This is a genomic window from Streptomyces sp. NPDC026589 (genome assembly GCF_040638385.1).
Taxonomy (GTDB): Bacteria; Actinomycetota; Actinomycetes; order Streptomycetales; family Streptomycetaceae; genus Streptomyces.
Map to the genome: position 1 here is coordinate 180351 of NZ_JBEZYG010000005.1, position 21199 is coordinate 201549.

The following is a 21199-nucleotide window of genomic DNA, read 5'->3' on the forward strand; positions in this document are numbered from 1 at the left end:
CCGGGGCGACCCAGCCCCGCGGTGAAGCGAAAGGCGCGCGCATGGATTCCCTCGCTCTGGGGGCCGACCTCGAACCGGAACCGGTCGTCGACGAACACTCCACCGTGACTCTCCACGTCAACGGTGACCCGACGACGCTGACCATCGACCACCGCACCACGGTCCTGGAGACGCTCCGGGAGAGCTTCGGGCTCACCGGGGCCAAGAAGGGCTGCGACCACGGCCAGTGCGGGGCCTGCACGGTCCTCGTCGACGGACGGCGGGTCAACAGCTGCCTGCTGCTCGCCGTCGCCCAGGACGGCGCCACGATCACCACCGTGGAAGGACTCGCCGACGGCGAGAGCCTGCACCCGGTGCAGCGGGCGTTCGTCGAGCGGGACGCCCTCCAGTGCGGTTTCTGCACCCCGGGCCAGATCTGCTCGGCCGTGGGCATGCTCCGCGAGGCCGCGGACGGCCACCCCTCGCACGTCACCGAACCGGACACCGCCACCGGACCGGCCGGACCCGTCGCACTCGACGCCGACGAGATCCGGGAGCGGATGAGCGGCAACCTGTGCCGGTGCGGGGCCTACCCCCGGATCGTCGAAGCCATCGAGGACGTGATCGAGTGAAACCGTTCGGCTATGCGCGCCCCGCCTCCACCGACGAGGCCGTCCGGCTCTGCGCGGAAGGCGCCGGCGCCCGCTTCCTCGGCGGCGGCACCAATCTGGTGGACCTGATGAAGCTCGGTGTGGAGACGCCCCGGGTCCTCATCGACGTCGCCGGGCTGCCGCTGGACCGGGTGACCCGGACGGCCGACGGCGGCCTGAGCATCGGCGCCACCGTGCGCAACAGCGACCTCGCCGCCCACCCCGACGTGACGGGGAGCTACCCCGTGCTGTCCCAGGCGCTGCTGGCCGGGGCCTCCGGCCAGCTCCGCAACTCCGCCACCACCGGCGGCAACCTGCTCCAGCGCACCCGCTGCCGCTACTTCCAGGACGTCGCCAAGCCCTGCAACAAACGGCTCCCCGGCTCCGGCTGCCCCGCACGCGAGGGCACCCACCGCGACCTCGCCATCCTCGGACACTCGCCGGAGTGCGTGGCCACCAACCCGTCCGACATGGCCGTGGCCCTCGCCGCGCTCGACGCGACGGTGGTGCTCCTGGGGCCCGAGGGCGAACGGACCGTCCCCCTCACCGAGTTCCACCGCCTGCCGGGGGACAACCCCGACCAGGACACCGTGATCAGGCCCGGCGAGCTGATCACCGAGGTCGTGCTCCCGCCGCCGGCGCCCGGGGCGGCCTCCCGGTACCGCAAGGCCCGCGACCGCGCCAGCTTCGCCTTCGCACTCGTCTCCGTCGCCGCCACGCTCCGGGTGGACGCCGGCCGGGTGGAACACGCCACGCTCGCGTTCGGCGGCGTCGCCCACCGGCCGTGGCGGGCCCACCGGGCCGAGGCCGAGCTGCGCGGTGCTCCGGCCACGCCCGCCGCCTTCCAGCACGCCCTGATCGCCGAACTGGCCGAGGCGCGGCCGCTGCGCGACAACGCGTTCAAGGTGGACCTGGCCCGCCGGCTCGCCCTCGACGTGCTCGGCGAACTCACCGCCCGGCAGCCCGCGCGGAACGGCTGAACCGCCCGGGCCCCTGTCCACGCGCCCACCGCCCGCCCGCACCACCGACCCCCGAGGACCCACCGCCATGACCACGCAAGCCCCGCAGTTCCCCGGTGCGCCCGTCGTCCGCAGAGAGGCCCGGGACAAGGTCACCGGTACCGCCCGCTACGCGCTGGACCGCACGCCCGCCGACTGCCTGTACGCCTGGCCCGTCCCGGCCACCGTCGCGGCCGGGCGCGTCACCGCCGTACGGGCCGTCGACGCCCTCGCCGTACCCGGCGTCCACTCCGTTCTCACCCACGACAACGCGCCCGAGCTCCAGGAGCCCGACGACCCGATTCTCGCCGTGCTCCAGAACGACCGGGTCCCGCACCACGGCTGGCCGATCGCCCTCGTGATCGCGGAGTCCCTGGAGGCCGCCCGGACAGGCGCCGGGGAACTCCTCGTCGAGTACGAACGCGATCCGCACGACGTCGTCCTCACCGAGGACCACCCCGGTCTCTACACGCCCGACGAGGCCAACGGCGGTGAACCCGCCGTCCGGCTGCGCGGTGACGTGGAACGGGCCCTGGCCGCCTCGCCCGTCCAGGTCGACGCCACCTACCGGATGGTCGCGCTGCACAACCACCCCATGGAGCCGCACGCCGCCACCGCCGTGTGGGCCGACGGACACCTCACCGTCCACGACTCCAGCCAGGGCTCCACCAAGGTCCGCGAGAGCCTGGCCCAGGCGTTCGGCCTGGACCCGGACCGGATCACCGTAATCTCCGAGCACGTCGGCGGCGGCTTCGGCTCGAAGGGCACCACCCGCCCGCAGGGGGTCCTGGCCGCGATGGCCGCCCTGCACACCGGCCGTCCGGTCAAACTCGCCTTCCCCCGGGCCCAGCTCGCGGAGGTCGTCGGCCACCGGGCCCCCACGATCCAGCGGGTCCGGCTCGGCGCGGAGCTGGACGGGGTGCTCACCGCCGTCAGCCACGAGGTCGTCACCCAGACCTCCACCGTCAAGGAGTTCGTCGAACAGGCCGCCGTGCCCGCCCGCGTCATGTACGCCTCGCCGCACAGCCGGACCGCGCACCTGGTGACCGCCCTCGACGTGCCCAGCCCCTCCTGGATGCGCGCCCCGGGGGAGGCCTCGGGGATGTACGCCCTGGAGTCCGCCATGGACGAGCTGGCCTCCGCCCTCGGCCTGGACCCCGTGGAGCTGCGGCTGCGCAACGAGCCGGAGACGGAACCGGACAGCGGCCGCCCCTTCAGCAGCCGCGGTCTCGCCGCCTGCCTGCGCGACGGCGCGGCCCGGTTCGGCTGGCACGACCGCGACCCCCGGCCCGCCGCCCGTCAGGAAGGCCGCTGGCTCATCGGTACGGGCGTGGCCTCGGCGACGTACCCCGTCCTCGTCTCCCGGTCCACCGCGACCGCCCACGCGGCGCGGAACGGCGCCCTGCGCGTCGAGGTCAACGCCACCGACATCGGCACCGGGGCCCGCACCGTCCTGGCCCAGATCGCCGCCGACGTGCTCGGCGTCGCCCCGGAGGCCGTACGCGTCGACATCGGCTCCACCGGCCTGCCCGCAGCCCCACTGGCCGGCGGCTCCTCCGGCACCGCCTCCTGGGGCTGGGCCGTGCACAAGGCGGCGACCGGCCTCGCCGCCCGCCTGACGGAGCACCCGGGCCCGCTGCCCGCCGACGGGATCACCATCACCGCCGACACCGAACAGGAGACCGGCGAGGAGTCCCCGTACGCCCGGCACGCCTTCGGCGCGCACTTCGCCGAGACGGCCGTCGACGCCGTGACCGGCGAGGTCCGCGTACGCCGCCTCCTCGGCGTGTTCGCCGCCGGGCGGATCCTCAACACGCGCACCGCACGCTCCCAGTTCACCGGCGCCATGGTGATGGGCGTCGGCATGGCCCTCACCGAGGGCTGCGGCATCGACCCGGACTTCGGCGACTTCACCGCCAAGGACCTCGCCGCCTACCACGTGCCCGTCTGCGCCGACACGGCCGACATCCAGGCGCACTGGATCGAGGAGGACGACCGCCACCTCAACCCGATGGGCTCCAAGGGCATCGGCGAGATCGGGATCGTCGGCACCGCCGCCGCCATCGGGAACGCGGTCCGCCACGCCACCGGCGCCCGGCTGCGCGAACTGCCCCTCACCCCGGACACCCTGCTGCCCTACCTGCTCTGACCGCCTTGCCACCGGGCACCGCCCCCCACCAGCGCGGACGGCTCAGCTGTTGCGCGGACGGCCTACACGACGCACCCTGATGAGTGACCCAGAAGTGATCTGTGCTCACGCTTCGTGTTCGGGGGGCGTTCGTACGACGGGGTGAAGTACGACGGGGTGAAGTACGTGGGCCTCGTGGTGAGGAGCCTCGACGATGACCGTTCCACTCGACCGGCACTACTCGGTCGAACTGCAGGTGTCGGCAGAGCGCGTTTCCCAGATGCGGCGGATCGTCGCCGCACACCTCCGTCACTGGAGTCTCGACCTGCAGGTCCGGCCGGTGTGCCGGGCCATGGACGAGCTCCTGACCAACGTCCACCGGCATGTCGGCGACGGCGACACCTGCGTCCTCGAACTCCGCTGGACCGGGCGGCACGTGACCGTGTCCGTCGCGGACAACAGTGCCCGGATGCCCCGGCTGCTGCCGGTCGGCGGCGGGCTGAGCCGGGTCATGGCCCTGAGCGACAGCTGGGGCACCTGCCGGACCACGGACGGCAAAGTGGTCTGGTTCACCCGCTACGCCGAGGCCCCGCAGCCCGCGGGTCTGCTCCCGCACTCCCCGCTGCCCGGCGTCCGTACCGCCCGCCACGTTCCCCTGGCGGCGCTCGTGTAACCGCCCGGAGGAGCGGCCCCCTCACCCGGCCGACGCGGAACGCGCTGCCCCGGCACGCATGATCCGCGTCGGCCGGGTACGTGCGGGGGAGGGGAGGGCCGCGTTGCGCGGACCGGTGCGGCGCGGCACGGTCGGAGTACGGATGCAAAGGAGGCCACTGCCATGCCCATCGCGACGGTCAACCCCGCGAACGGCGAACTGATCAGGTCATTCGACGCCCTCGGCGAGGAGGAGACCGAACGCAGGATCGCCGCCGCCGCCGAGACCTTCCGCCAGTACCGCACCACCCCCTTCGAGCAGCGGGCCGGCTGGCTGAACCGGGCCGCCGACCTCCTCGACGAGGACCGCGACACCATCGCCCGCACGATGACCGTCGAGATGGGCAAGCCCGTCACGGCGGCCCGCGCGGAGGCGGCCAAGTGCGCGAAGGCGATGCGCTGGTACGCCGACCGTGCCGAGGGGCTGCTCGCCGACGAGCACCCGGACCCCGACGACGTGAAGGACTCCGGCGCCACCGGCGCGCTGGTCCGCTACCGCCCCCTCGGCGTGGTCCTCGCCGTGATGCCGTGGAACTTCCCGCTCTGGCAGGTGGTGCGCTTCGCCGCCCCCGCACTGATGGCGGGCAACGTCGGACTTCTCAAGCACGCGTCGAACGTGCCCCAGACCGCCCTCTACCTGGAAGACCTCTTCCACCGGGCGGGCTTCCCCGCCGGCTGCTTCCGGACGCTCCTGATCGGCTCGGGCGCCGTCGAGGCGGTCCTGCGCGACCCGCGCGTCGCGGCCGCCACCCTCACCGGCAGCGAACCGGCCGGCCGCGCCGTCGCCGCCACCGCCGGTGACGAGGTGAAGAAGACCGTGCTGGAACTCGGCGGCAGCGACCCCTACCTGGTCCTGCCCTCGGCGGACGTGGAGAAGGCCGCCGCCACCGCCGTCACCGCCCGCGTCCAGAACAACGGCCAGTCCTGCATCGCCGCCAAGCGCTTCATCGTGCACGCCGACGTCTACGACGCGTTCGCCGAGCGGTTCACCGCGGGCATGCGCGCCCTGACCGTCGGCGACCCGCTGGAGGAGGGCACCGACATCGGACCGCTCTCCACCGAACAGGGCCGCACCGACCTGGAGGAACTCGTCGACGACGCCGTCGAGCGGGGAGCCGAGGCGCTGTGCGGCGGACGGCGTCCCGACAAGCTCGGCGGCGGCCTGGAGAACGGCTGGTTCTACGAGCCCACCGTGCTCGCCTCCATCACCACCGCCATGCGCGTCCACCGCGAGGAGACCTTCGGCCCCGTCGCCACCCTCTACCGGGTCGCCGACCTCGACGAGGCGATCCACCTGGCCAACGACACCCCCTTCGGCCTCAGCTCCAACGTCTGGACCCGCGACCCCGGCGAGCAGGAGCGCTGCGCCCGCGACCTGGAGGCCGGCGGGGTCTTCTTCAACGGGATGACCGCCTCGCACCCGGCTCTGCCCTTCGGCGGCGTCAAGCGCTCCGGCTACGGCCGTGAGCTGGCCGGACACGGCATCCGCGAGTTCTGCAACGCCACCACACTCTGGTACGGACCCGAGGCGTCCTGACACCCCCGCCCGTGTGCCGTCACCCGACGAGGAGACCTGCTCCGTGAGCGACCCCCGTACGCCCTCCGCGCCCTGCGCCCTCTCCGACGACGAACTCGCCGCGCTCGACGCGCACTGGCGCGCGGCCAACTACCTCGCCGTCGGCCAGATCTACCTGATGGCCAACCCGCTGCTGACCCGGCCGCTCGTCCCCGAGGACATCAAGCCGCGGCTGCTCGGCCACTGGGGCACCTCACCGGGGCTCAACCTCGTCCACACCCACCTCAACCGGGTGATCCGGTCCCGGGACCTGAGCGCCCTGTGCGTGTGGGGGCCCGGCCACGGGGGACCGGCCGTCCTCGCCAACTGCTGGCTGGAAGGCAGTTACTCCGAGACCTACCCGGACGTCGGCCGGGACGCCGAGGGTATGGGGCGGCTCTTCAAGCAGTTCTCGTTCCCCGGCGGCGTGCCCAGCCACGTCGCCCCCGAGACGCCCGGCTCCATCCACGAGGGCGGCGAACTCGGCTACGCCCTCGCCCACGCCTACGGAGCCGCCTTCGACCACCCGGACCTGACGGTGGCCTGCGTGGTCGGCGACGGCGAGGCCGAGACGGGCCCGCTCGCAGCCTCCTGGCATGCCAACAAATTCCTCGACCCGGTCCACGACGGAGCCGTCCTGCCCGTCCTCCACCTCAACGGCTACAAGATCGCCAACCCGACGGTCCTCGCCCGCGTCCCCGAGGAGGAGCTCGGGCAACTGCTGCGCGGCTACGGGCACGACCCCCTGTTCGTCAGCGGCGACGACCCGGCCGCCGTCCACCGGGCCCTGGCCGCCGCCATGGACACCGCTCTGGACCGCATCGGCGCGTACCAGCGGGCCGCCCGCGAGGACGGCGCCACCGAGCGCCCCCGCTGGCCCATGATCGTGCTGCGCACCCCCAAGGGCTGGACCGGACCCGAAGAGGTCGACGGACTGCCCGTCGAGAACACCTGGCGCTCCCACCAGGTCCCGCTCTCCGGCGTCCGCGACAACCCGGAACACCTGCGGCAGCTGGAAGCCTGGCTGCGCTCCTACCGGCCGGCCGAACTCTTCGACGCCGACGGCCGCCCCACCGGACAGGTCCTCGCCTGTGTGCCCGAGGGAGCGGCCCGGCTCGGCTCCACCCCGTACGCCAACGGCGGGCTGCTCCTGCGCGACCTCCCGCTGCCCGACCCGGCGGACCACGCCGTACGGGTCGACCAGCCCGGCACTGCCCTCCACGAGCCGACCAAGGTGCTGGGCGGCCTCCTGGAGAGCCTGATGGCCGCCACCGAGGACCGCAGGGACTTCCGCGTCGTCGGCCCCGACGAGACCGCCTCCAACCGGCTGGACGCCCTCTACCGGGCCACCGGCAAGGCCTGGCAGGCCGGCGTCCTGCCCACCGACGAACACCTCGCCCACGACGGCCGCGTGATGGAGGTCCTCTCCGAACACCTCTGCCAGGGCTGGCTGGAGGGCTACCTCCTCACCGGACGGCACGGGCTCTTCTCCAGTTACGAGGCCTTCGCCCATATCGTCGACTCGATGGTCAACCAGCACATCAAATGGCTGCGCACCTCGCGCCGGCTGCCCTGGCGGCGGCCGATCGCCTCCCTCAACTACCTGCTCACCTCGCACGTCTGGCGCCAGGACCACAACGGCTTCTCGCACCAGGACCCCGGCTTCGTCGACCACATCCTCAACAAGAGCCCCGAGGTCGTGCGCGTCTACCTCCCGCCGGACGCCAACACCCTGCTCTCCGTCGCCGACCACGCGCTGCGCAGCCGGGACTACGTGAACGTGATCGTCGCCGGGAAGCAGCCGACCTTCGACTGGCTCACCCCGGAGGAGGCCCGCGCCCACTGCGCGCGCGGGGCCGGAGCCTGGGCGTGGGCCGGGACCGAGGACGGGAGCCGAGAACCGGACGTGGTCCTCGCCTGCGCCGGGGACGTACCCACCCAGGAGACGCTGGCCGCCGCCGGCCTGATCCGCCGCCATCTGCCGGAGCTGGCCGTGCGCGTGGTCAACGTCGTCGACATCGCCCGCATGATGCCCGACGCGGAGCACCCGCACGGTATGCCGGACTCCGAGTACGACGCCCTGTTCACCCGCGACAGGCCGGTGATCTTCGCCTACCACGGCTACCCGTGGCTGATCCACCGGCTGGCCTACCGCCGCAACGGCCACGCCCACCTCCATGTGCGCGGCTACAAGGAGGAAGGCACCACGACCACACCGTTCGACATGGTCGTCCGCAACGACCTCGACCGCTACCGGCTGGTCATGGACGTGATCGACCGGGTACCCGGGCTCGGCGTCCGGGCCGTCGCCGTACGCCAGGAGATGGCGGACGTCCGCACCCGCCACCACGCCTGGATCCGCGAGCACGGCACGGACCTGCCGGAGGTCGTCGACTGGACGTGGGGCGGCTGACGGCGTCGGTCACCGGATCTGTTCCCACCGACCCGCGTTCTCGCCGACGGGGCGATGAGCGATCATGGGCGGCGACCCGAGACCCACCGGAGAGGCCGCCATGAAGCTGCGCTGTGCCGTGATCGAGGACTTCCAGTCCGTCGCCACCACCGTCGTCGACTGGTCGCCCGTGACCGCGGACGTCGAGGTCGTGACCTTCACCGAGCACCTCGCCACCGAGGACGAAGCGGCCGCGGCCCTCGCCGGCTTCGACCTCGTGGTCACCCTGCGCGAGCGGGTGCCCTTCCCGGCGGAGCTGTTCGCACGGCTGCCCCGGCTGCGGCTGCTCGTCGCCTCCGGCATGCGCAACTCCGTCATCGACCTCGACGCGGCGAAGCGGCACGGCGTCACCGTCTGCGGCACCGCCAGCTCCTCCACCCCGCCCGTCGAGCTGACCTGGGCGCTGCTCCTCGGCCTGGCGCGCGGGATCGTCACCGAGGCCGAGTCGCTGCGCTCGGGCGGCCCCTGGCAGTCCACCCTCGGGGCCGATCTGCACGGGCGGAGGCTCGGGCTGCTGGGACTCGGGAAGATCGGCGGCCGGGTGGCGCGGGTGGGCCGGGCCTTCGGCATGGAGGTCCTCGCGTGGAGCCAGAACCTCACGAAGGAACGTACCGACGAGGTGGGGGCGACGCTCGCCGCGTCCAAGGAGGAACTGCTGGCCTCCAGCGACTTCGTCTCCGTCCACCTGGCGCTCGGCGACCGGACCCGGAGCCTGATCGGCGCGGCCGAACTCGCCCTGATGCGCCCGACCGCGTATCTGATCAACACTTCCAGGGCGGCCGTCGTCGACACGGACGCCCTGCTCGCCGCCCTGCACGCCGGTGTCATCGCCGGGGCCGCGACCGATGTGTTCGACACCGAGCCGCTCCCGGCCGGTCACCCGGTCCGCACGGCTCCGCGGCTGCTGGCCACCCCGCACCTGGGCTATGTGTCGCGCGCCAACTACGAGACCTACTACGGCCAGGCCGTGGAGAACATCAGAGCCTTCCTCGACGGGCAGCCGCTCCGCCGCCTGGGCTGACGGCACAGGGCCCTCTCAGAGGCTTCGGTCAGTTCAGAGGCTTCGGTCAGTAGCGCAGCGCCGCCGCGATCCGGCCGTGGTCCGCCAGCGAACCGTCCTCGACGAAGACCACATCGGCGCCGCTGTCGAGCGCGGCTTCGACCAGTTCGTCGACGATGTCCTCGCGGATCGTGCCGTCCGCGCTCTGCGTGGTTCCCTCGGGCACCGGCTCCAGGTGCTCGGCGGTCACCTGGACGGCCGCCTGGAAGTGCTCCTCCACCGCGACCAGCCCCGCCCGGCCCTCACGGACGGCGGCCCACACCTCGTCGAGCCCGCCGGCGAAGGAGTGGGCGCTGCGGGCGTTGTCGAGCCGGGTCTCCACCTCCGCCGCCGCCCGGCGAGCGCCCTCGTCGAGGGCGGGCCGCAGCTCCTTGAGGACCTCGGCGGGCGACAGGTCGGCCGGTGCGCCCTTGGTGACCCGGCCGACGGCGGACCCGGAGCTCTCGCCGACCTCGTCCAGCAGGGCGAGGGCGGGGGCGAGGCCCACCAGATACAGCGGGCGCGGGTCGTCGGCGAGCACCGCGCGGAGCTTCTCGTCGACCTCGCGGAAGAAGTTCCGCGTCTCCTCGTCGCTGAAGAGGCTCGGGGTGTCCCCGATCCGCTCCTCGCGCTGTGGGTTCGGCGGCTCCTTCGGCGCGGTCAGCGGGAAGCCGCCCGCCTCCTCCTGGCGGATGCCGTCGCCCGTGCCGATCCACAGCGTCGCGTGGTCGGCGGCGACCGTCAGCGCCCGGAAGGGCCGGGTCTGGGCCTTGGCGGCGACGAGGTTGCGGGTGAGGTAGGTGTCGCTGAGCACCACCCGTTCGGGTGCGGTGCGCGGCAACTGCCAGATCCAGTACTCGTCGGTGGTGGCGAGGAGCACCAGGGAGTCCATCGCCGCACGGGGGTCCACCTCGCCCGCCGCCCGCTCCAGCTGGTGCACGAGGGCGGCCCGGACCTCGCGGCTGACCTGAGGATCGGCTTCGAGGCGGTGTCCGGCATCCGCCACCAGGTTCCGCAGGCGGACCGGGTCCTGGGCGTTGTCCGGGGCCTTGCGGTGGGTCGGCATGGTCAGGGACAGGGCCGGATAGGGCCGGGTCGCCCGCAGCTCCCGCAACAGGCCGGCGGTCAGGGCGTCCGTATCCATCGTTCCCTCCCAGGGCTCGAACCCGCTCCCGTATGAAGCGGATGCTTCGACGAGTCAATTCATACCTTTTGATCCTAATATGAGCGAGTTGTTGCCCTTGGAGTACGGGAGGTTGCGCGATGTCCACGCTCACGGTGTGGAAGTTCGGGTCGGCCGAAGGCGCGGAGAGCGTCGAGGAGGCGCTGAAATCCCTTCAGAAGGAAGAGCTGATCAAGATCCTCGACGCGGCGGTGGTCAGCTGGCCCGCCGACCGGGCCAAGCCGCGCACGAAACAGCTGCTGAACCTCGTCGGCGCCGGGGCCCTCAGCGGGACCTTCTGGGGCATGCTCTTCGGCCTGATCTTCCTCATGCCGCTGCTGGGCGCGGCCATCGGGGCGGCCGCCGGGGCGCTCGGCGGGAGGCTCGCGGACGTCGGCATCGACGACGACTTCATCGCCGAGGTCAAGGAGAAGGTGACGCCCGGCACCTCGGCGCTGTTCCTGCTGACCATGAACGAGGTGCCCGAGCGGATCGGCGCACAACTGCCCGGCGACGGCGCCGAACTCCTCCACAGCAACCTCGACACCGAGCGCGAGGCGAAGCTCCGCGACATCTTCGGCGACGAGACGGTGTGACCCGCGCACAGCGCTTCCCTCCTCCCGCACCCCCTCTCCTGGATTGGACGGACCGTCCGTGAAGCCGAAACTCCCCGCGCGCCGAGCCGTACGCGCCCTGGCCCCCGTCGCCGTCGCGGGCCTGCTGTTCGCCTCCACGGCGGCCTGCGACTCCGACACCAGCGGCGAAGGGACCGACCAGGGCGTCCACACCCTCACGCCCGAACCGGAGGAGTCGCCTTCCGAGGCGCCGAGTCCCCGCACCCAGGAGAGCTTCGCCGCCTCGGTCTCCGCCGAGTCCGAACGCGTACGGCAGGAGGCGACGAAGCGGCTGGAGGAGGTCGAGGGCCGGGGCAACGCCGTCGGCGACGTCTCGGTCAACGGGCTGCCGCTCACCGCGTCCGAGGAGGTCCGCAGCGCCCTCGTCCGGGTCACCAACCCCACGGACGAGGCCACGTTCTTCGCGGTGAAGGTGGAGTTCGTCGACGCCGAGGACAAGGTCCTCGACACCGTCGTCGTCGGCGTCGAGGACGCGCCGCCGGACCGTACGGTCACCGCCCGGGCCAACAGCCGCAAGGCCGCCGGGGTCAAGACCTTCCCCCGGGTCGCCCAGGCCGAGCGCGGCTGAGGAGGCGCGGGCCATGAGCGCCGCCGACGCGGTGACCGACTCCCTCCAGAACCTGCGCGACCGGTTCGTCGGCGTACGGGAGGGGAAGCCGGCCGACTACATTCCCCAGCTGGCCCTCGCCGATCCGGACGCCTTCGGTCTCTCGCTGGTGAGCATGGACGGACACCGCTATGTCGCGGGCGAGGCCGAGGTCCCCTTCACCCTCCAGTCGGTCTCCAAACCGTTCGTCTACGCCCTCGCGCTCTCCCTGCTCGGCCTCGACGAGGTGAGCCGCTGGGTCGGCGCCGAGCCGAGCGGCGAGGCGTTCAACGCCATCAGCCTCGAACCCGGTACGGGCCGGCCGGCCAACGCCATGGTCAACGCCGGTGCGATCGTCACCACCGCGCTGATCCCCGACTCCGGGGATGAACCCGCCTTCGACCGGATCCTGCACTGCCTCGGCCGCTTCGCCGGGCGCGAACTGGACGTCGACGAAGAGGTGTTCAGATCCGAGTCGGTGACCGGGGACCGCAACCGGGCGCTGGCGTACCTGATCCGTTCCACCGGCACCATGCCCGTCGACCCGGTCCTGGCGGTCGACCGCTACTTCCGTCAGTGCGCGGTCCGGGTCACCGCCGTAGACCTGGCCACGATGGCCGCGACCCTCGCCTACGGCGGCGTGAACCCGGTGACCCGGGAGCGGGTCGTCCCCGCCGAGGTCGCCGCCCGGGTCCTCGCCGTCATGGCGACCTGCGGCATGTACGACGGCTCGGGCGAATGGCTGCTGCGCGTCGGCCTTCCCGCCAAGAGCGGGGTGTCCGGCGGCCTCATCGCGGTGGGACCCGCCCGCTTCGGCGTGGCGACCTACAGCCCGCCGCTGGACGCCACCGGCGGATCGGTGCGCGGCCACGCCGCACTGGAGGCGATGTCGGACCGCTATGGGCTCCACCTCATGCTCAACCCCGCGCTCCCCGGCTCCACCGTCACCCTCGTCACCACTGCGGACGACCTGCCGTCGGCGCCCTCGGCCGGGGACGAACGGGTCCTCCATGAACAGGTCGGCGTCGTCGTCGCCCAGGGGTCCATCGACTTCACGGCTGCGGAGCGCGTGCTGTACGCCCTGGACGAGTCCGGGCCGGACGGGGGCTCGGTCGTCCTCGACCTGCACGACGTCACGTCCGTCGACTCCGTGGCCCTGGCGATGCTGCACACCGGGCTCGCCCGGCTCGCCGACGACGGGCGGCGCGCGGCGGTCGTCGACCCGAACGATCTGCTGGGCCCGCCCGACCTCGTGCGGGAACGGACCGGCCAGGACCTGCCGCGCTACGCCACCCGTGAGGGCGCCGTCGAAGGCTGCGCGCGGGCCCTGGCCGGGGAGGACTGAGCCGTACCGCCCGGTGGGCCGGACTACCAGATGGCGCCGACCCACTCCGGGTGGTCTATGAACGGGTTCCGGTTGTGCTGGAACTGGTCGAATATGACGTCGTTGCGGCGCTTCTCGAAGGTGTCCGGCGGGTCCTCCTGGCTCCACTGCTTCAGGACGGACAGCTTGCCCATCTTCGGCGCGGACCCGTTGTTCACCTGGTCGTTGGGTTCGAGGTCGGCGAAGGAGTCGTCGCCCTCGTAGCGCACCGCCATGTAGAGGATCATGCGGGCGACGTCGCCCTTGACCTCGGCGCGCGGTTCGAAGGAGTCGCCGTCGGTGAAGTTGCCTGGCGCGTCGCCCAGTTCGCTCCCGCCGTTGTCGAAGTCCTTGTTCCCGCGCGTGGAGTTGACCTTGACGTCGGTGGGCCTCAGGTGGTGGACGTCGGTGCCCGGGCCCGTCGCGGTGCCGAAGTCGCCGTGCGACTTGGCCCAGACGTGCTCCCGGTTCCACTGGCCCACGTTGCCGCCGTTGTCGTTCTTGGACTGGGAGCGCCCGGTGTACAGCAGGACGACGTTGGAGGAGTCGGCGGGATCCTCGTCGGTGGCCTTGAGGGCGTCCCACACCTGGCTGTAGGAGAGTTTGGTCTGGTCGCTGATGATCGTGTGCAGGGCGGACTTCAGCTCGGCTCCGGTCTTGCCGAGCGCGTCCTGGTAGTAGGTGTCGTCGAGGGCCGCGGCGGTGGCGGTGGAACGGCCGGGCGCGGCGTCCGACGGGGCCGCCGCGGCGGTGCCGGCGAGCACGGTGACGGCCGCCACCGCGGCGAGCAGTGGACGCGCGTAGAACGAGTGACGACGGGACATGTGGGGTGTCCTCTCCGGAACGCGGGCGTCGCGACGAGGACCCAGGGTGGGGTGCCCGCGTGACGGCCGTGCGGTAGGTGGTCAGGCGGGAGCCTTCCACACGCACCGTGCCCCACGTGTGAACAGCGTGTACCTATCATGTGCAGGTCAAGAATTGATCCGCCGGAGGCCGTCGGAACGCCGTACGCCCCCGGTGGCCCAGGGCCACCGGGGGCGTACGGGGTGCGCGGGGCGAGCGGGGCGTCCGCCCTCCCCGGCCGGGGCCCCTACCGGCCGGCCGCCCAGTCGCGCAGGGCGCGGACCGAGCCGAAGTCGGCCACGTTCCGGTCGAGGGGGTCGTCGGTGTACTGGTGAATGCGCCACTCCGCCTCGATGCGGGGCTTGCCCGCGGTGCCGTAGTCGGCGATCCACAGCCCGTCGCCCGCGTAGCCGGTGGTGTCGTGATTGAGCCAGAAGGAGCGGTTGCAGTACAACAGGACCCGGTGGTCGGGCCGTTCCCGCTTCACCGCCCGGATGAACCGGTCCTTGTCCGCGTTGCTCGCCCGCGTCCCGCCGCCGGTCTGTTCCCAGTCGACCGCGAGCAGATCGCCCGCCTTCTCCGGGGTCTTGCTCAGGAAGTACGTCACCTGGTCCGCCACGTCCCCCGGCCAGAGGAAGTGGTAGAAGCCGACGACGCACTCGGCGTCCCTGGCCCGCTTCACCTGCACGTTCAGACGCGGATTGACGTAGGTGCGGCCTTCGGTGGACTTGATGATGACGAAGTCGAGTCCGTCCGTGTCGTAGGAGGGCTGATAGGCGCTGACGTCGACACCGTGGAGCATGGGCACCGCCTCGGAGAATGGGGCAACGACCTCCTTCTCCTGCCCACTCCCCGGGCCCCCCAAGGGCTGATTCACCCTCCCGGGTAACGGGCGCGCGCATCCTCGGATGCGGCCGGGTCGGCGCGGGGCGAGAATTGCCGCAAGGACGAGGAGGCGGCATGAGCGAAGAGCCCGAAACCGTATCCGCGGCCGTGTCCGGGCCGGAGGGCATCACGCCCGACCGGCTCCTGCACACGGGCGCGAGCGACCGGCCGAGCGCGGAGGACCTGGTGCTCGCCTCGGGGCGGGACCTGACGCCGGAGACCTTGGAATGGGCGCGGCGCAAGCTGGCCGCCGAGGGGCGGTCGGCCATCGACAAACAACTGCCCTGACGGCCCGGCGGGCCCGTGGGAACACCCGGTGGGCGGGTGCGCGGAGCCGTACGCCGAGGTGGATGCGGCCGGGGAGCCGGGGAGCGTGTGGGGCGCGCCCCGGTTCCCTCGGTTAGCCTGAGTGACATATGAACCGTTTGACGACCTCACAGGGCGCTTTCGAGCTCGCCCGCTTCCCCGAGCACCCGCGCGACCCCTTCCGCGCGTGGGACGCCGCCGACGAATACCTGCTCCGGCAGCTGACGGACCCCGAGACGGGCCCGGTCGACCTCTCGGGGACGGTCGCGGTCGTGGGGGACCGGTGGGGGGCGCTCGCCACCGCGCTGGCCGGGCACCGGCCGGTCCAGATCAGCGACTCCTACCTGGCCCGGCGCGCGACCCTCGCCAACCTCGCCAGGAACGGCATCGACCAGGACGCGGTCCGGCTGCTGTCCTCGCGCGACACCCCGCCGGACCGGATCGACGTCCTGATCGTCCGGGTGCCCAAGTCCCTGGCGTTCCTGGAGGACCAGCTCCACCGGATCGCCCCCTCCGTCCACTCCGGCACCGTGATCATCGGCACCGGCATGGTCAAGGAGATCCACACCTCCACGCTCAAGCTCTTCGAGCGGATCATCGGCCCGACCCGCACCTCCCTCGCGGTGCGCAAGGCACGGCTCGTCTTCTGCACCCCGGACCCCGCTCTGCCGCGTACGCCGAGCCCGTGGCCGTACCGCTACGAGCTGCCCGCCGACGTGGGCCCCGTCGCCGGCCTGACCGCCGTCAACCACGCGGGGATCTTCTGCGCGGAGCGTCTCGACATCGGCACCCGCTTCTTCCTGAAGCACCTGCCCACCCGGTCCGGCGCGGTCCGGGTCGTCGACCTGGGCTGCGGCAACGGGGTCCTCGGGCTCTCCGCCGCCATCGCCAACCCCGACGCGCACCTCACCTTCGTCGACGAGTCCTACGGGGCGGTCGCCTCCGCCGAGGAGACCTTCCGGGCCGGTGCGCCCGACGGTGCGAAGGCCGACTTCCTGGTCGGCGACGGTCTCGGCGACCTCGACCCGGGCAGCGTGGACCTGGTGCTGAACAACCCGCCCTTCCACTCGCACATGGCTACGACCGACGCGACGGCCCGCACGATGTTCGCCGGGGCCCGCACCGCCCTGCGCCAGGGCGGCGAACTCTGGGTCGTGGGCAACCGGCACCTCTCGTACCACACCCATCTGCGCCGGATCTTCGGGAACTGCACCACGGTCGCGGGCGACCCGAAATTCGTCGTGCTGCGCGCCGTCAAGCGCTGACCGCCGGGCCTGTTCGTCCGCCGGGCGCCCGCCGGCCCTTCCGGATTCTTGCAACACGTTCTACTGTGTGCGCCGCCGCACACGCCACGACGCCGAAGCGAGACTCTGGAGGGGCCGTGCACCTCGAATACACGCCTGAGCAGCAGCGGCTGCGTACCGAACTGCGCACCTACTTCACGACGCTGGTGCCCGACAACGCCTACGCCCGCTACGCGGAGCCCGCCGCCCAGAAGCGCTTCTACCGCGACACGGTCCGCAGGCTCGGCGCCGACGGCTGGCTGGGGGTCGGCTGGCCGAAGGAGTACGGCGGCCGGGGACTCAGCCCGATGGAACAGTTCATCTTCTTCGACGAGGCCGCCCAGGCCGGCGTACCGCTGCCGCTGATGGCCCTGAACACCGTCGGCCCCACGATCATGCGGTTCGGCACGGACGAGCAGAAGGCCCACTTCCTGCCCGGCATCCTGGCCGGGGAGATCGACTTCGCGATCGGCTACAGCGAACCCGACGCCGGCACCGACCTCGCCGCTCTCAAGACCCGCGCCGTCCGCGACGGGGACGAGTACGTCGTCGACGGACAGAAGATCTGGACCACCAACGGCGACACCGCCGACTGGGTCTGGCTCGCCGTGCGCACCGACGCCGACGCCCCGCCCCACAAGGGCATCACCATGCTCCTCGTCCCCACGAGCGACCCGGGCTACTCCTGCACCCTGATCAACACCCTCGCCTCGCACGACACGACCGCGAGCTACTACGAGAACATCCGGGTACCGGTGTCCCGCCGCGTCGGCGAGGAGAACGAGGGCTGGCGTCTCATCACCAACCAGCTCAACCACGAACGCGTCACCCTCGCCGCCCACGGCACGATGGCGGTCCGGGCCCTGCACAACGTCCAGCGCTGGGCCGCCGGCACCAAGCTCGCCGACGGCCGCCGGGTCATCGACCTCGGCTGGGTGCGCGCCCTGCTCGCCCGTACCCACACCCGCCTCGACGCGATGAAGCTGCTCAACTGGCAGATGGTCGCGGCCCTCCAGGACGGCACCCTCACTCCTCAGGACGCCTCGGCGGTCAAGGTCTACGGCTCCGAGGCCCGCCGGGACGCCTACGCCTGGCTGATGGAGATCGTCGGCTCCGCGGGCGCGCTGAAGGAGGGTTCGGCCGGCGCCGTGCTCCACGGCGAACTGGAACGCGGCTACCGGTCGGCCGTGATCTTCACCTTCGGTGGCGGCAACAACGAGATCCAGCGGGAGATCATTTCGTGGATCGGGCTGGGGATGCCGCGCGTGCGGCGGTGAGGTGACGGGTGCGCGACCGGGGAGGATGTCTCCGTTCGGTGCACATGGGGGGATCTTTCCGGGCCCCCGATGGAGGCCCCATCGTTGCCCTGCCAATGTGACCGGAACCGCCCGTCACAGAACGCCGTGGTCTGCCGTTCACTTCTCGGAAGCGGAACAACCGACGAGAGGTGCTCACAGTGCGTCGAAGGCTGCGGTACCCGCTGCTCGCGATCGGAGCCGGCCTCTCAGCCCTCGCGGCGACCGCCGTGCATGGCGCCGGCACGGTGCCGCTCGCTCTCGCCGTCTACGCCGATGTCGTCCTCGGTCTGTGCTGGCTCGTCGTCGCGACGCTGCTCCTTCGCGGTCGCCGGGTTCCGGACACCGGTGCGGAGGCGGACAGCGAAGACGCTCCCGGCCCCCGCGATCATCACGCCGTGCGGTACTCCACCGACGGCGAACCTCGCGCCCGTTCCCACTGGGGCACCGGCCACCGTCACTGATCCGGCCAAACTCGCGGTGCGTCCCACCTGTTCGCCCAGGCTTTGCGACGATGTCCGGCGACCACCTCTGCTGAGGAGCGCAGCGTGCCCGACGTGAGCAGTATTCTCGTGAGTTCGTCCGTCATGACGCATCCCGTACGTCTCGCCCAAGCCCAGCACCTCGCAGCCCGGTTACGCCTCGACGGCCTGGCGATCGACCCGGACCCGAACGGCCCGCCTTCCGCGCTGCGCACCGCCCTGGTCGCGTGGTCGGCCGCGGCCCCCGAGGCCAGCCACCACCTCGTCGTCCAGGATGATGTCGACGCTCCCGTCGAGCTCCTGGAGATCGTCGCACGGGCCGTCGCCCGGTTCCCCGACGAGGCACTGGTGTTCTACACCAACTGGCACGCGCGCAACGGCTCCGCCGCCCGGCTGGCCGCCCTCGCGGGCGCCTCCTGGGTCAGGGCGGTGCCGGACGAGTTCACGCCGTCCCTGGGCGTCTGCCTTCCGGCCCGGACGGCCGCCGACTTCCGGGCGGACGCCCGCGAGAGCGCCGAACGCCACGACGACGAACTGCTCTCCGTCTTCTTCCGCGGGCGCGGCCGAATGAGCCTGCTCGCCGTACCGAACATCGTCGAGCACATCGGCACCAGCAGTATCAACGGCCACGCCGCCCAGGGAATTCGCCGTGCGGCCTGCCCCACCCCCGCCGCCGACGCCGACCTCCTGCTGAGCAGGGGCAGCGTCCTGGAGGAGCCGGGCTGGATCCCGTACATGCGGTACGGAGAGGGCTACATCCGGCTGGTCGGGCAGGAGCACGGCCCCGACGGTGGCCGCGGCCACCACCGCTGGCGCGATGCCCTGCCCTCGACCGGACTCACGGAGGGGGCTGTGCTCGCCGCACGGGAGGCGCACCTGCCGCCGGATCTCGCGGCGGAGGTGGCCCGAACCTTCGGCGGCGGGTTCGCGGAGGAGCTGTGGACCCACTGCCTGCTGCTCGGCCGGCAGGCGGCCCACGTCTCCCGGCGCCTCGGCCCGGCAAGGGGCGAGATACCCGTCGACGTGCACGACCGGCTGCGGCGTTCCGCCGTCGCCACCGCCGGGCTCGCCGGACTCCCGCCGGAACGCCGCCCGGAGGCGGGTCCGGACGAGGTCCGCACCATGGCCGCGTTCGCGTGGACCGCGATCCACGCGGGGACAGCCCTCAGGCCCGGTGCGTGATCCACACCCCCGGCTCCCAGTAGGCGGCCACGTCCCGCGCCCGGTCCACGTGGAGCGGGGCGAGTCCGCCGGGGAAGACGTACTCGCCGTCCTCGGGGAGGGCGAGACCCGTCCAGCCCTCCCACTCGGCGACCGTGCCCGTGATCCGGGAGGACCGCGCGGACGCCGCCGCGACCGTGCCGCCCGCGCTCACCTGGGTCCGGATCCATGGGTCGAACGGGGTGCCGTCGTCCCGGGTCCACGCCGCGTACCGCTCGATCGGGACCAGCGGATAGCGGTCCTTCCAGGTGGGCCGCACCGGCACGAGGACCGTCGGGAGCCCGGCGTCGCGCGCGGTCCCCGTCATCGCGTCGAGCAGAACCTTGGACAGGCCGCGGCCCTGGTGGTCCTCGGCGACCTCGATGCCGAGCGCGCAGAGCGCCCCCGGGGCGCGTCCGGCGTCGCGGTCGGCGAAGGCCCGCGCGATCGAGTCGTCGAGGCCCGGTCCCAGGTCGGCCGCGGTGCCGTCCCAGGTGCGGGGCAGCGAACGGCCCGCGCCCGCGATCACGTCGCGCTCGTCGTCGTACAGGACGAACTGGAACTCCGGGAAGTCCTCGAACAGCCGGTTCCAGTAGTCGCCGTTGATGTCTCCGTGCAGGTTGTACTCGGGCACCACACCCGCGAACCGCTCGGGGATGCGGTCCCACAGTTCGGGCCGCTCCGAGTGACGTACCAGTGCCAGGGTCATCGGGACTTCTCTCTAGGCGGGGACCTCGACGTCCCAGACGACGACGATCGGCAGACCGGTCCAGGCGGCGCGGGCCGCGTCCGCGATGAACTCCTCGTAACCTCCGGGTGCCAGACGCCCGTTGAACAGGGGCTCCCGGCAGCCGAGCACCCGGAGCCCGGCCCGTCCGAACGCCTCCAGGTAGGTGCCGGGCAGATGGACGTGGTTGCGTACGAACGCGAGCTCCTCGGAGTCGCGGACGAAGAGGCACTGTCCCTGGAGGGCGATCACGAACGGATGCATGTCCGTGACGACGATCCGGCCGCCCGGCCGGACCACCCGCGCCAGCTCCGCCACGCCCGGGGCGAGGTCCGGAAGGTGCGTCATGGCCAGCGAGCAGACCGCGAGGTCGACGGAGTCGTCCTCCAGCGGCAGCCGCTCCAGGCGCCCCACCCGGAAGTCGGCCTCCGGAGTGTGCTCGCGTGCCTTCGCCAGCATCTCCGGAGACTGGTCCACGCCGATGACCCGGTGGCCGCGCGCGGCCAGGGCGCGGGTCTGCCTGCCGGTACCGCAGGCGGCGTCGAGTGCCACTCCCGGCGCGAGACCGTCGAGGATCGCGTGTACGGCCGGCTCCTCCACCTCGATGTAGGAGCTGGGAAGCGAGTCGTACACCGCTGACCAGGACGCGTAGCCCGCCGCCGCGTCGAGCTCGCTGACCAGGGCCCCGCCGTCCGGCAGTTTTTCCTCCCCCGAGTCTGTGAGGTCCGCGTGGGCGAAGCGGCGTATCTCCGCCACCCGCTCTTTCAAGAACGCCTCGTCCCCGTCGACCGCATGGCGCAGCAGCGCGAGCCCCTCGATCCCCAATACCAGTTCCCGTACGCGGAATTCACCGCGGAATGCACCGCTCATGCGAGCCCCTCACCGATCGGCGGACGGTCCTGCGTCCATATCGGATGCCG

20 protein-coding genes are annotated in these 21199 nt (G+C 72.3%); 15 read left to right on the forward strand and 5 right to left on the reverse strand.

Annotated features, from left to right (window positions below; all coding sequences use genetic code 11):
- Positions 1 to 41: 41 nt before the first annotated feature.
- The 7 genes from AB0F29_RS10855 to AB0F29_RS10885 all read left to right on the forward strand — a co-directional run bounded on the left by AB0F29_RS10855 (position 42) and on the right by AB0F29_RS10885 (position 9494).
- Positions 42 to 611 (forward strand): 2Fe-2S iron-sulfur cluster-binding protein, encoded by a 570-nt coding sequence (locus AB0F29_RS10855; RefSeq protein ID WP_361869907.1) that lies wholly within the window; start codon positions 42 to 44, stop codon positions 609 to 611.
- Positions 608 to 1609, forward strand: coding sequence for a xanthine dehydrogenase family protein subunit M (locus AB0F29_RS10860; RefSeq protein WP_361869909.1), 1002 nt, complete (start codon positions 608 to 610; stop codon positions 1607 to 1609). Before AB0F29_RS10855 ends, AB0F29_RS10860 begins: the two co-directional genes overlap by 4 nt.
- 67 nt (positions 1610 to 1676) lie before the next feature.
- On the forward strand, positions 1677 to 3776 hold the full coding sequence (locus AB0F29_RS10865; RefSeq protein ID WP_361869911.1) for a xanthine dehydrogenase family protein molybdopterin-binding subunit: 2100 nt from the start codon (positions 1677 to 1679) through the stop codon (positions 3774 to 3776).
- Between the two features lie 193 nt (positions 3777 to 3969).
- Positions 3970 to 4428, forward strand: coding sequence for an ATP-binding protein (locus AB0F29_RS10870; RefSeq protein ID WP_361869913.1), 459 nt, complete (start codon positions 3970 to 3972; stop codon positions 4426 to 4428).
- Positions 4429 to 4590: 162 nt separating this feature from the next.
- Positions 4591 to 6003: an NADP-dependent succinic semialdehyde dehydrogenase gene (locus AB0F29_RS10875; protein ID WP_361869915.1), complete on the forward strand. Its 1413-nt coding sequence runs from the start codon at positions 4591 to 4593 to the stop codon at positions 6001 to 6003.
- A gap of 43 nt (positions 6004 to 6046) precedes the next feature.
- Positions 6047 to 8434 carry a phosphoketolase family protein gene (locus AB0F29_RS10880; RefSeq protein ID WP_361869917.1) on the forward strand — a complete coding sequence of 796 codons (2388 nt, stop codon included), beginning with the start codon at positions 6047 to 6049 and terminating at the stop codon, positions 8432 to 8434.
- A 100-nt stretch (positions 8435 to 8534) separates the two neighbouring features.
- A complete protein-coding gene (locus AB0F29_RS10885; protein WP_361870390.1) occupies positions 8535 to 9494 on the forward strand; it encodes a D-2-hydroxyacid dehydrogenase family protein in 960 nt (319 codons plus the stop codon).
- Between the two features lie 46 nt (positions 9495 to 9540).
- On the opposite strand, the gene AB0F29_RS10890 is transcribed toward AB0F29_RS10885, so the two are convergent.
- Positions 9541 to 10656 carry a chemotaxis protein gene (locus AB0F29_RS10890; RefSeq protein WP_361869919.1) on the reverse strand — a complete coding sequence of 372 codons (1116 nt, stop codon included), beginning with the start codon at positions 10654 to 10656 and terminating at the stop codon, positions 9541 to 9543.
- A 119-nt stretch (positions 10657 to 10775) separates the two neighbouring features.
- Between AB0F29_RS10890 and AB0F29_RS10895 the strand changes: the two genes are divergently transcribed.
- The 3 genes from AB0F29_RS10895 to glsA are packed head-to-tail and all read left to right on the forward strand — an operon-like array spanning position 10776 to position 13240.
- Complete coding sequence (locus tag AB0F29_RS10895) at positions 10776 to 11270, forward strand: DUF1269 domain-containing protein (RefSeq protein ID WP_361869922.1); 495 nt, start codon at positions 10776 to 10778, stop codon at positions 11268 to 11270.
- A gap of 58 nt (positions 11271 to 11328) precedes the next feature.
- Entirely contained in the window at positions 11329 to 11877 is a 549-nt protein-coding gene (locus tag AB0F29_RS10900) for a hypothetical protein (RefSeq protein WP_361869925.1), read from the forward strand.
- Positions 11878 to 11890: 13 nt separating this feature from the next.
- Positions 11891 to 13240 carry a glutaminase A gene (gene glsA / locus AB0F29_RS10905; protein ID WP_361869927.1) on the forward strand — a complete coding sequence of 450 codons (1350 nt, stop codon included), beginning with the start codon at positions 11891 to 11893 and terminating at the stop codon, positions 13238 to 13240.
- Positions 13241 to 13263: 23 nt separating this feature from the next.
- Here the strand turns inward: glsA and AB0F29_RS10910 are convergent, their stop codons facing one another.
- Together AB0F29_RS10910 and AB0F29_RS10915 are read right to left on the reverse strand one after the other, a co-directional pair.
- On the reverse strand, positions 13264 to 14082 hold the full coding sequence (locus AB0F29_RS10910; protein ID WP_361869930.1) for an endonuclease: 819 nt from the start codon (positions 14080 to 14082) through the stop codon (positions 13264 to 13266).
- 266 nt (positions 14083 to 14348) lie between these two features.
- Positions 14349 to 14903: a GH25 family lysozyme gene (locus tag AB0F29_RS10915; RefSeq protein ID WP_361869933.1), complete on the reverse strand. Its 555-nt coding sequence runs from the start codon at positions 14901 to 14903 to the stop codon at positions 14349 to 14351.
- Between the two features lie 158 nt (positions 14904 to 15061).
- Between AB0F29_RS10915 and AB0F29_RS10920 the strand changes: the two genes are divergently transcribed.
- The 5 genes from AB0F29_RS10920 to AB0F29_RS10940 all read left to right on the forward strand — a co-directional run bounded on the left by AB0F29_RS10920 (position 15062) and on the right by AB0F29_RS10940 (position 19534).
- The gene (locus AB0F29_RS10920) at positions 15062 to 15274 is read left to right on the forward strand and encodes a hypothetical protein (RefSeq protein WP_018956497.1); all 213 of its coding nucleotides are present in this window, start codon (positions 15062 to 15064) and stop codon (positions 15272 to 15274) included.
- A 128-nt stretch (positions 15275 to 15402) separates the two neighbouring features.
- Positions 15403 to 16557: a methyltransferase gene (locus AB0F29_RS10925; protein ID WP_361869936.1), complete on the forward strand. Its 1155-nt coding sequence runs from the start codon at positions 15403 to 15405 to the stop codon at positions 16555 to 16557.
- A 116-nt stretch (positions 16558 to 16673) separates the two neighbouring features.
- A complete protein-coding gene (locus tag AB0F29_RS10930) occupies positions 16674 to 17852 on the forward strand; it encodes an acyl-CoA dehydrogenase family protein (protein WP_361869938.1) in 1179 nt (392 codons plus the stop codon).
- A gap of 179 nt (positions 17853 to 18031) precedes the next feature.
- A complete protein-coding gene (locus AB0F29_RS10935; protein ID WP_361869940.1) occupies positions 18032 to 18334 on the forward strand; it encodes a hypothetical protein in 303 nt (100 codons plus the stop codon).
- Between the two features lie 93 nt (positions 18335 to 18427).
- Positions 18428 to 19534, forward strand: a complete 1107-nt coding sequence (locus AB0F29_RS10940; RefSeq protein ID WP_361869942.1) for a hypothetical protein — start codon at positions 18428 to 18430, stop codon at positions 19532 to 19534.
- On the opposite strand, the gene AB0F29_RS10945 is transcribed toward AB0F29_RS10940, so the two are convergent.
- Together AB0F29_RS10945 and AB0F29_RS10950 are read right to left on the reverse strand one after the other, a co-directional pair.
- Complete coding sequence (locus AB0F29_RS10945) at positions 19518 to 20261, reverse strand: GNAT family N-acetyltransferase (RefSeq protein WP_361869945.1); 744 nt, start codon at positions 20259 to 20261, stop codon at positions 19518 to 19520. The genes AB0F29_RS10940 and AB0F29_RS10945 overlap by 17 nt on opposite strands.
- Positions 20262 to 20273: 12 nt before the next feature.
- Entirely contained in the window at positions 20274 to 21149 is an 876-nt protein-coding gene (locus AB0F29_RS10950; RefSeq protein ID WP_361869948.1) for a class I SAM-dependent methyltransferase, read from the reverse strand.
- Positions 21150 to 21199 lie beyond the last annotated feature (50 nt).